The sequence below is a fragment of the Deltaproteobacteria bacterium genome (assembly GCA_016213065.1).
Taxonomy (GTDB): domain Bacteria; phylum UBA10199; class UBA10199; order SPLOWO2-01-44-7; family SPLOWO2-01-44-7; genus JACRBV01.
The window spans coordinates 1-9357 of the sequence record JACRBV010000137.1 but is presented as its reverse complement, the minus strand read 5'-3'; the positions used below and the strand labels follow the sequence as shown (position 1 = coordinate 9357).

Sequence of the window (9357 nt, the reverse complement as noted above, 5' to 3'; positions counted from 1 at the left end):
GTGGCAAGCCATTCAGTGGCAAGCCATTCAGTGGCAAGCACCCGCCGCACCGGATGTGGATCCCAACAAAAAATATTCTGCCATCATTAAAACTTCAAAAGGAGAGATCAAGGTTGACCTTTACGCAAAAGAGGCGCCTTTTTCCGTCACCAATTTTTTGCAACTCGCTAAAAAAGGTTTTTATAAAGGATTGACTTTCCATCGTGTGGTTCCGGGTTTTGTGATTCAGGGTGGAGACCCGACCGGCACTGGAACGGGTGGTCCGGGCTACACCATTCCCGCCGAAATCAAACTTCCGCATAAAGAGGGGAGCCTCGCGTGGGCGCGCCTGCCAGAAACCGATCCTCTTGGCAGACCCGTGAACCCCGAGAAGCGTTCCAGCGGTTCGCAATTCTACATCGCTTTGGCCCCTCAGCCTTCGTTAGATGGTGGCTATACTGTTTTCGGACAAACGGTAAGCGGAATGGACGTGGTTCAAAAAATCCAACGCGGCGATACCATTCAAGACATCGAAATTCAGGTGGAGTGATTCAATATTCTTCCGGTTTTTCTTCGGAGGGATTTTCTTCAGGTGGGCCAACGGGTGCTATGGAGGGTTGATGGCCGGATAAGCCTTCCATATCGGCTTCCTGAAAATCAGCGGAGCGATCCTGACTTGTTCCACCCTCTGCTGGTACTGCCGCCGCTACTGGTTTCGAATCGGAAAATTTGGCGGAGCCCCCTGCCGTTGCAAAAAGATCTTTTCCTTTCAGCGTTTCAGGCATTGCAAATTCTTTGGGTTCCCAATCTTTTGTGGCGGTTTGCATAAAATCAAGAAAAATAGGCGCCGCGGTTCTTCCTCCCTGTTCCCCTTTACCCAGTGAACGGATAGCATCGTAACCAACCCAAACGCCCGCGGCCAGATCGGGAACATAACCGATAAACCACGTATCGGTTTCATCGTTGGAAGTGCCGGTTTTGCCCGCCACGGGTTTCCCTAATTTTTTCACACGCTGACCTGTTCCCATTTGCACGACATCTGTCATGAGTTTCACCATAAGGTAGGAAGTTTCCGGCGTCATAATGTGCCCCTCTGGAATATTATCACCGTAAAGAACTTTCAAATCCTGTTTCGAAAGTTTAAGACCATCCGACTCGATAAATTTTTGATTGGCTTCATAAAGAGATTTGTTGAAACCCTCTTCTGCATCTTCTTTTTTTTGTTCCTGATCCCCAGTTTCCAGTCCATGGTCCATAGTCCCTAGTCCATGGTCCATTTTATATTCCTCCAGCACATTTCCATCTTGATCGACAATTTTCTGAATGAAAGTTGGAGCGTGATAGACACCCAAGTTTGGAAAAGTGGAATAGGCGGCGACCATTTCATAAAGATGCATGCCGTTGGCGCCCAGCGCCATCGAAGGATATTTCATGATGGGTGTTGTAATGCCCATTTTGCGGATATAAGCCGTCAGGTAGGGGAGATGAATATTCAACGCAACCCGTGCCGTGGGAACGTTCAGCGAGTGAACAATGGCGTTGTGAACCGTTGTCATTCCCCGATATTTACTGTCATAATTTTTGGGACTCCACATCTCATCGCCGACACGAATGGTAAACGGACTGTCAATAAGAGGAGTCTTGAACATGTAACCTTTGTCGAGGGCCGCCGCATAAATGAAGGGTTTGAAAGAGGAACCGGGCTGACGAACGGAATCCATTGTTCTGTTGAACTCGCTCTTCACAAAATCATAGCCACCGACCATTGTTTTCACATAACCCGTTGTGGTTTCCTGCGCGTACAAGGCTCCCTGCACCAGCGGGTCTTGATAGAAAGAGAAATGTCCATCTCCCTCTGCGCGCACGCGGACGATATCGCCTATTTTTAGAACGCTTGACGGGTCGTTGATATAAAAACTTTCATTATAGGCCAGAGTTTTTGGGTCATAGGTCATATCTCTTTTTGGAATTACGCCAGAAGTTCTTCCCACCGCGATCTGTGTTTCGGTCCCCTGAAAACCTGTGACAACGGCGGAATAGGTTTTGTGAATTTCAATGGGTGTCGGGGTTTCACTCGATTCGGGAACAGGAGGGAACATCACAAATTGTTTACGTTCTTCCTGTAAAATTTGCTGATGAATTTTTTCTTTTTCCGAAGGGATGCTTGTCGGCGCAACATTGTCCAGTGTTCCTCTCCAGCCACTACGTCTCCGGTCAACCACTTCCAAACCTCTTTGTAACGCTTCATTGCCCGCTTTTTGCATGACTGGATCAAGTTGCGTATAAATTTTCAAACCTCCGTAATAAAGTTTGTCCTCACCATATTTTTTCAGCAACATCTCCCGAATGTATTCGACAAAATAGGGGGCAAGAGCGAGGTTGCTCTCTTTATCAACCCCCAGCACATAAACTTTGATGTTGGTTGCCAAAGCTTCCAGACGCTCTTTATAACTGATAACGCCTTGTTCCACCATGCGGGACAAAACGTATTCCTGCCCTTCTCTGGTTTTATCAGGATGACGGAGAGGGGAATAGAGTTCCGGGGCGCGGGGCAGACATGCTAAAATGGCCATTTCGGCGACATTCAAATCTTTAAGGTCTTTGTGAAAATAATCCTCAGCCGCGGCTTTGACACCATAGGCTCGGTTACCAAAATAAATTTGATTCAGATAAAGATAAAGTATCTGATCCTTGCTGAGATAGCGTTCCAATCGGGTAGCCAGAATGGCCTCTTTGATTTTGCGTGTATAGGATTTCTGCCGTGACAGCAGGAGAGAGCGGGTGACTTGTTGGGTGATGGTGGATCCTCCCTGTTTAATTCCTCCCGCTTTAAAATTAGCCAAAAAGGCTCTTAAAGTTCCTCTAAAGTCAACTCCGTGATGTTCAAAAAAACGCGCATCTTCCGCGGCGATAAAAGAGCTGATTAAAAGAGGGGGGATTTCCTCGATGGGAACCAAATAGCGCCTCTCTTCATTCCAAAATTCTCCGATACGAGTGCCATCCGATCCAAACACCTGAGAGATAAGGTAGGGATGATAATCCGAAATCGTCGTGATATTGGGCAAATCGCGCGCAAAATAAAAATAAACCAGCATGACGGCCACAAAAGCTGTCCCCACAAAGGTGGCGAACAGAGTAATCATGACTTTAAGGAAGCGACCGATTGCTTGAACCGTTTCTTTTAAGGAAGGCATTTCGTCTCTGGTAACACAATGTAACAACCCCTTCAAGTTGATACCTTCGTCTTGTGATGCCTAAGTAAAACTGACATTTTTTAGCGGTATCGTTGACAATCTGAAAATATGTTGTATATCGACTGCAACTTTTTCAACAAACAGGAGGATACTCATGAAGAAACAAATTATCATCAAAGGACTTGTCGCAATGTTTGCCGCAAGTACCTTGTGTTTGGGTTGTACCGGAGCGAAAAAAGAAGAAGCTCCAACAGCAACACCGGCGGCGCCTATGGCGGCACCAATGCCAACACCAGCTCCAGCGGCACCAACACCGGATGCAGGAGCTCCTGCTCCCACCGGTCAACCTACTGGTGGTCAGTAAGCTTTAGCTTTATGTTTTAGTTGGAAAGAAAACCCCATCTTGGACAACCAAGGTGGGGTTTTTATTTTGGGACATTTATGCTTTTTTGCAAGAAGTCCTGTTTCGGCCGCCCTCTTTTGACTCATACAGGTAATGATCCGCGCCTGCGATGAATTCTTCGGGCGTTTTGAAATCCGCATTGCCGAGTGTGGCAATACCCAAGCTTATGGTCATCGGAATTATTAGCGCTTCAAATTGGACCGCTGATTTTTCAACACTAGTTCGGATTCTTTCAGCCAGTTGAAGGGCTCCCTCTGCTTCGGCTCCTCTTAAGATAATCACAAACTCTTCCCCTCCGTAGCGCGCAAAAATATCTTCCTGACGGAGCATCGGTTTGATGGTGGCGGCAAGATGCGCCAGAGCGAAATCACCCGCCAAATGACCATGGGTATCATTGATTTTTTTGAAGTGGTCAATGTCCATCATAATCAAAGAAAGGGCGAGATTGGCCCGTTTTGAGTGGCTGAATTCTTCCTTAAGGCGATCAAGAAGATAGCGTTTGTTAAAAATACCGGTGACGGTGTCAATGACCGCCATTTTGTAGAGCTCTTTATGAAAAATATTTTCCTGTTTATCCTGATAGGCAAATTTAAACACCGTGGTGGAGGAGAGCTGTATTTTGTCCCCATCTTTTAGAATGGTGCTTTGGATGCGTTTCCCATTTACAAAAGTGCCGTTAGTGGAACCCAAATCTTTTAAGGACGTCTCTCCGTGTTGAAGGGTAATAGAAATGTGGTGTCTAGAGATGCGATTGTCCTCCACGGCGATGGTGCTGTCTTGGGCTCTTCCAAGGATGGTTTCTCCGTCATTAAGTTGATGAAGTTTTCCGACTAACGGTCCGGAAAGAAAGAGGATATAGGCATGTTTTTCGCCTGAACTTTCAATCTTTTCAAGCTGGGTGACTACGGTTTGGTCAGTGGGTGGTTCCTGTGTCTTGGTTTTGTTCATGTTCGGGGTTCATTATAGGTGCTGTTTTGGGGACTGGCAAGGAGGGAAGCCGATCCAAGTTTATATGAACCAAATGTTCCCTTCCGGCCGCAATCTGTAGGTCCTCGGAATAGGGATAAAAACCGGTGAGTTGAACTTCTACCTTTATGAGAGCTCCGGGTGCCAAATCTGATTTGAGAAGAGGGGTGGTGCCGGTTAATTGTCCGTTAAGGAAAATCGATCCACCCGGAGGTTCTGAAATAACTTTGAGTGATCCATAATCCATGGCGAGTTCCACATGAAATTTCTGTGTTTCGCCGGCTTGGGTTTCAAAATCCGTTTTGAAAAATTTATAATTCGTTAAATAAAGACCAAGGGTATGTTTTTCGCCGGGTTGCAAATTGAGTAATTGCGCCGGTGTTGTTTGACCGATTTCATTTTCATCCAGATAAACAGAGGCGCCGGAGGGGTTTGATTCTATCGTTACCGATGCCAACTTTAGTTCCTCTTTCTGAATCGTAATTGTCTCCTGCGTAGTTTTTGGTCCATGGTCCATAGTCCATGGTCCATAGTCTATAGTCACTGGTCCATGGTCCATAGTCCTGTAGTAAAAATATCCGGCGAGGCTCAGCGAAAAAAACACAACAAGACCGGCTCCCCAAGAAACAGCTTGTTTTACAAACGAAGGGGTTGCCTCCACTTTCTTTTCCTCTGTGTGTTCACTTTCGCTTTCGCTCTCGCTCTCTTCAGCGACCGGCGATTCTTCTTTTAAGTCTTTGGTCTCCGGCCACTCCGCGTCAATCATGAATTCGCGCCAATTGATGCCGGCAGATTTCCTGGAAGTTTTTTCACTTAACTCATCAATGTGCGCCGTTTCTGTTTTGTCTAAAATCAAATGGGGAGTGGCATTTCCTTCTGTATTTAATTTGCGATTCAGGACCAATTCATCCTGAAACGCGGATTGCATATATTCTGCCACTTGCGAAGACTTGAAATCGGGAAAATGGGTGTGCAAGAATTTTTGAAGTTCTTCGTGAAAATCGGAAGCAAAAAGATAACGGTGTCTTCTATCTTTGGAAAGAGATTTCAAAACAAGGGTGTCAATCTGTTTGGACAGATCGGGATTGACTTCGGAAGGGGGAACAACCTTGGTTTTGCGAACATTACGAAGCGTCTGTTTATTGTCGGTCCCCTTGAACAAACGTTTCCCTGTCAATAGTTCATACAAAATAACGCCGAGCGAAAAAATATCGCTTCGGTGGTCCAGTGTATCTCCGCGCGCCTGTTCGGGAGACATGTAGGCAAATTTCCCCTTGAGAATTCCCGATTCGGTGTGACCCACTTTGACGGCGGCTTTTGCAATGCCAAAATCAATAATTTTGACCGTCCCCGAATAGGAGACCATGATATTTTGCGGACTGATGTCGCGATGGACGATGTGCAGGGAATGCCCGTCCTCATCGGTTTTACGGTGCATATAGTTCAGACCGTTCGCGATTTCAGAGATCAGATAACAGGCGATGGGAAGAGGAATTTTTTTCCCGAGTCGCAAAACTTTTTTGTGAAGTTTGCTTAAAGTTTGCCCCTCAACATATTCCATCACGATAAAATAATCTTCGCCCGCTTTTCCCAGATCGTAAATCTGGGCAATGTTGCCATGATTCAGTTTGACGGCGATCTTGGCCTCATTGACGAGCATGTCGATGAATTCGCGAGAAGCGGCGATGTTGGGGAGAATTTTTTTGATGCAAACCGTTTTTTTGATACCGGCCAAATCGTAGGCGAGCCCTTTATAAATTTCGGCCATTCCACCTTGGGCAATTTTTTCGAGAATATAATATTGCCCCGCTTTTTGGGGACCCGCAGTTTCTTCGGTTTTTTCGGTGTCAGACATAGGGGAAGGACCATGGACTAGGGACCATGGACCAACAACTTATAACGTAATGAATAAAAGTGGGAAAATCAATGTTGCAAATGAGCGATGATGTGCGTATCAAGAGTCTATGTTTGAGTCTCTTACTCCACTTCTTTTGGCCCGTTTGCAGATGGCTTTCACGCTTGGTTTTCATGTTATCATTGCCTGTTTCGGAGTTGGTTTCCCCGTCTTGTTACTAACAGCGGAATATTTCTATTTGCGAACCGGAGATGAAATTTGGAAAACACTGGCGCGTCGCTGGTCTAAGGTCTTTGTTGTTTTGTTTGCGGTGGGTGCCGTTTCGGGAACCGTTCTCTCGTTTGAGTTGGGATTGTTGTGGCCTAAATTTATGGGAACGTTTGGTGGTGTCATCGGTCTTCCTTTCACTCTCGAGGGCTTCGCCTTTTTTCTCGAGGCGATTTTTGCTGGCATCTATCTTTACGGTTGGGACCGTCTTTCTCCTCGCGCACATTGGTGGTCCGGTGTTCCCATTGCTATTGCCGGTGTCGCTTCGGCATGGTTTGTCGTTACGGCGAACGCGTGGATGAATACCCCCAATGGTTTTACGATTCTGAATGGAATTGTGACCGGCGTAGATCCCATCGCCGCGATGTTGAGTCCGGCCACACCAACACAGACTCTCCACATGATTTTGGCGGCGTACATGGTGGCCGGTTTTTGCGTTGCATCTGTTTACGCCGTGTCTTGGCTTAAAGGAAAGAGAAGCCGATATCACATCCGGGCGCTTTGGCTGGCGTTGGCGCTCGCTGTTGTGCCAACACCTTTTCAGGCTGTTGTTGGTGATTTTGCCGGAAAGATGGTGGCTAAATATCAGCCCGTTAAACTGGCCGCTCTTGAGGGACAATTTGAAACACAGGCGGGCGCTCCTTTACGATTGGGCGGACTGCCTGATGCCGCGAAAGGTGTAACGCGATACGCGCTGGAAATTCCGGGGGGACTTTCGTGGCTTGCCTACAGAGATCGTCACGCCATTGTGCAGGGACTCAACGAAGTTCCAAAAGAAAATCGTCCTCCCGTACTTGTCACGCATCTTGCTTTTCAGGTGATGGTGGGAATGGGTACCTTTCTTCTGTTCCTAAGTTTTTGGACTCTGTTTTCGGTATTACGGAAATGCCGTCTTCCGGAGAGCCGACTTTATTTTTGGAGTTTGGCTGTTTCGGGATTTGCCGCTGTTCTGGCGCTTGAAGCCGGCTGGATTGTCACCGAAGTAGGTCGGCAACCGTGGATTGCGTATCGTTTTATGAAAACAGCAGACGCGGTGACTTCAGCGCCCGGGGTTGGTTTTGTGTTTTTGGGGACACTTCTCATCTACGCTATTTTGGCAGTGGGAACACTTTTTGTCCTGAGACTTTTGGCAAAAAAACCGTTGCCGGATGATAACTATAAGAAAGCGGTCAGCGATCAGCAGTCAGCTTTCAGCCAAAAGCTGATTGCTGATCGCTGATAGCTGACCGCTTTCTTAGGATAACTATGTTGCCTGAACAAATTTTGGCCGTCATTCTTGTGATTGGTATTTTTCTTTACGCCATTTTGGGCGGCGCCGATTTTGGCGTGGGAGTCTGGGAAGTTATCACGGCTTTTAAGTCTTCCGAAAAAGAGAAAGAACATCTCACCCTTGCCATTGGTCCCGTCTGGGAAGCCAATCACGTTTGGCTTATTTTTATTCTTGTCATTTTGTTTTCCGCTTTTCCGCCGGTCTTTGCCGCCATTGGAAGATCACTGTGGTTTCCGCTTTTGCTGGCTCTTGTTGGAATTATTTTTCGCGGGGTGGGTTTTGCGTTTCGTTCCTACGTCGCAGGAATGGTGCGTCAACAAACCCTTTGGGGCGCTGTTTTTTCTTTTGCTTCAACGGCCACGCCGTTTTTTCTTGGGATGGCTTTTGGTGCGGCGGCTTCCGGAAAATCGGGTATTTTGCAAAACGGGGATTTTTCCGGAAATTATCTTACAGGATGGATTTCTCCTTTCTCCATTTTTTCCGCGTTTTTTTTCGTCGGCATTTCAACATGGTTGTCTGCAGTTTATCTGACAAGAGAAGCAGGAAGCGAGCTTTGCTCGCGAGAGGGGGAAGCTCCGCCGGCTTTGCCGGTGGAGGGGGCTTTGCCTGCCCCTATAATCGAAAATAAAACTACACTGATACTTCTGTGGCGACGGCGTTCTTTGGTAATGAGTGTGGTGATGGGTGTTTTGGCGCTGGCAGGCCTCGCGATTATCGCCAACGATGCTCCGTTCTTGTGGAATATTTTCAAACAGCGCTCTCTGATTTTTATTGTTTTAGCAATGCTTGCCGGAGGCATTTCGTTGTGGGCGTTATGGCGAAATCATTTCATGATGGCGGCACTTTCCTCGCAGGGATTAGTCCTCAGCGTTATTTTAGGTTGGGTGGTGGCGCAATATCCTTTTTTAATTTTTCCTCTTTCGATGGAAGCTGTCAAAGCGCCGCCAGCAGTCCTCTGGGCCATGATCTGGAGTTTGGCCATCGGTTCCGTCCTATTAATTCCTTCCCTCACGTTTCTCCTTTATCTGTTCAAAGGAAAAAAACCATTATAGCGAGTGCAAAATAAAATACATTTTTCAACACTTTCATAAAGCATCATATCTTACCGTTATAACAGTATTATTTGTTGCCTATGTCATAATTTATAATTGTAACGAATACCGAAACGCTAAAAATACTGCTTTAACGGTAAATTACGGTTGCCCCCCTCAAGATGCCGATGCTATGAAACTTGTGTCATGCCAACTATTTTCAAAAAAGAGGGATATCGTTTTTTCTTTTATATACATAACGTCATAAGTAATTGCGCATAGATGTCATTCTGAGCGAAGCGAAGAATCCCATGCCAATACTGTCCTCACTGGATTCTTCGCCTGCGGCTCAGAATGACACCAGATAAGACATGTGCAAATAATGATGTCGT

General features: G+C 46.5%; 7 protein-coding genes. 4 read left to right on the top strand and 3 right to left on the bottom strand.

The window, feature by feature from the left end; genetic code table 11:
* Nucleotides 1-55 precede the first annotated feature (55 nt).
* Nucleotides 56-529 carry a peptidylprolyl isomerase gene (locus HY877_07970; protein MBI5300208.1) on the top strand — a complete coding sequence of 158 codons (474 nt, stop codon included), beginning with the start codon at nucleotides 56-58 and terminating at the stop codon, nucleotides 527-529.
* 1 nt (nucleotide 530) lies between these two features.
* Here HY877_07970 and HY877_07965 read toward each other — a convergent pair whose 3' ends face one another.
* The gene (locus HY877_07965) at nucleotides 531-3173 is read right to left on the bottom strand and encodes a PBP1A family penicillin-binding protein (GenBank protein MBI5300207.1); all 2643 of its coding nucleotides are present in this window, start codon (nucleotides 3171-3173) and stop codon (nucleotides 531-533) included.
* Nucleotides 3174-3327: 154 nt separating this feature from the next.
* On the opposite strand from HY877_07965, the gene HY877_07960 reads away from it, so the two are divergent.
* The gene (locus tag HY877_07960) at nucleotides 3328-3537 is read left to right on the top strand and encodes a hypothetical protein (GenBank protein ID MBI5300206.1); all 210 of its coding nucleotides are present in this window, start codon (nucleotides 3328-3330) and stop codon (nucleotides 3535-3537) included.
* Between the two features lie 75 nt (nucleotides 3538-3612).
* Here the strand turns inward: HY877_07960 and HY877_07955 are convergent, their stop codons facing one another.
* Nucleotides 3613-4524, bottom strand: coding sequence for a GGDEF domain-containing protein (locus HY877_07955; GenBank protein ID MBI5300205.1), 912 nt, complete (start codon nucleotides 4522-4524; stop codon nucleotides 3613-3615).
* Nucleotides 4490-6397, bottom strand: a complete 1908-nt coding sequence (locus tag HY877_07950) for a serine/threonine protein kinase (GenBank protein ID MBI5300204.1) — start codon at nucleotides 6395-6397, stop codon at nucleotides 4490-4492. Before HY877_07950 ends, HY877_07955 begins: the two co-directional genes overlap by 35 nt.
* Before the next feature lie 109 nt (nucleotides 6398-6506).
* Here HY877_07950 and HY877_07945 point away from each other — a divergent pair, with 109 nt between their 5' ends.
* Entirely contained in the window at nucleotides 6507-7883 is a 1377-nt protein-coding gene (locus HY877_07945; protein ID MBI5300203.1) for a cytochrome ubiquinol oxidase subunit I, read from the top strand.
* A 26-nt stretch (nucleotides 7884-7909) separates the two neighbouring features.
* Nucleotides 7910-8986 carry a cytochrome d ubiquinol oxidase subunit II gene (locus HY877_07940; protein ID MBI5300202.1) on the top strand — a complete coding sequence of 359 codons (1077 nt, stop codon included), beginning with the start codon at nucleotides 7910-7912 and terminating at the stop codon, nucleotides 8984-8986.
* Nucleotides 8987-9357 lie beyond the last annotated feature (371 nt).

Coding starts and splice junctions, on each gene's coding strand:
- HY877_07965 (MBI5300207.1), bottom strand. CDS start 3,173: ATGCCTTCCTTAAAAGAAACGGTTCAAGCAATCGGTCGCTTCCTTAAA.
- HY877_07960 (MBI5300206.1), top strand. CDS start 3,328: ATGAAGAAACAAATTATCATCAAAGGACTTGTCGCAATGTTTGCCGCA.
- HY877_07955 (MBI5300205.1), bottom strand. CDS start 4,524: ATGAACAAAACCAAGACACAGGAACCACCCACTGACCAAACCGTAGTC.
- HY877_07950 (MBI5300204.1), bottom strand. CDS start 6,397: ATGTCTGACACCGAAAAAACCGAAGAAACTGCGGGTCCCCAAAAAGCG.
- HY877_07945 (MBI5300203.1), top strand. CDS start 6,507: ATGTTTGAGTCTCTTACTCCACTTCTTTTGGCCCGTTTGCAGATGGCT.
- HY877_07940 (MBI5300202.1), top strand. CDS start 7,910: ATGTTGCCTGAACAAATTTTGGCCGTCATTCTTGTGATTGGTATTTTT.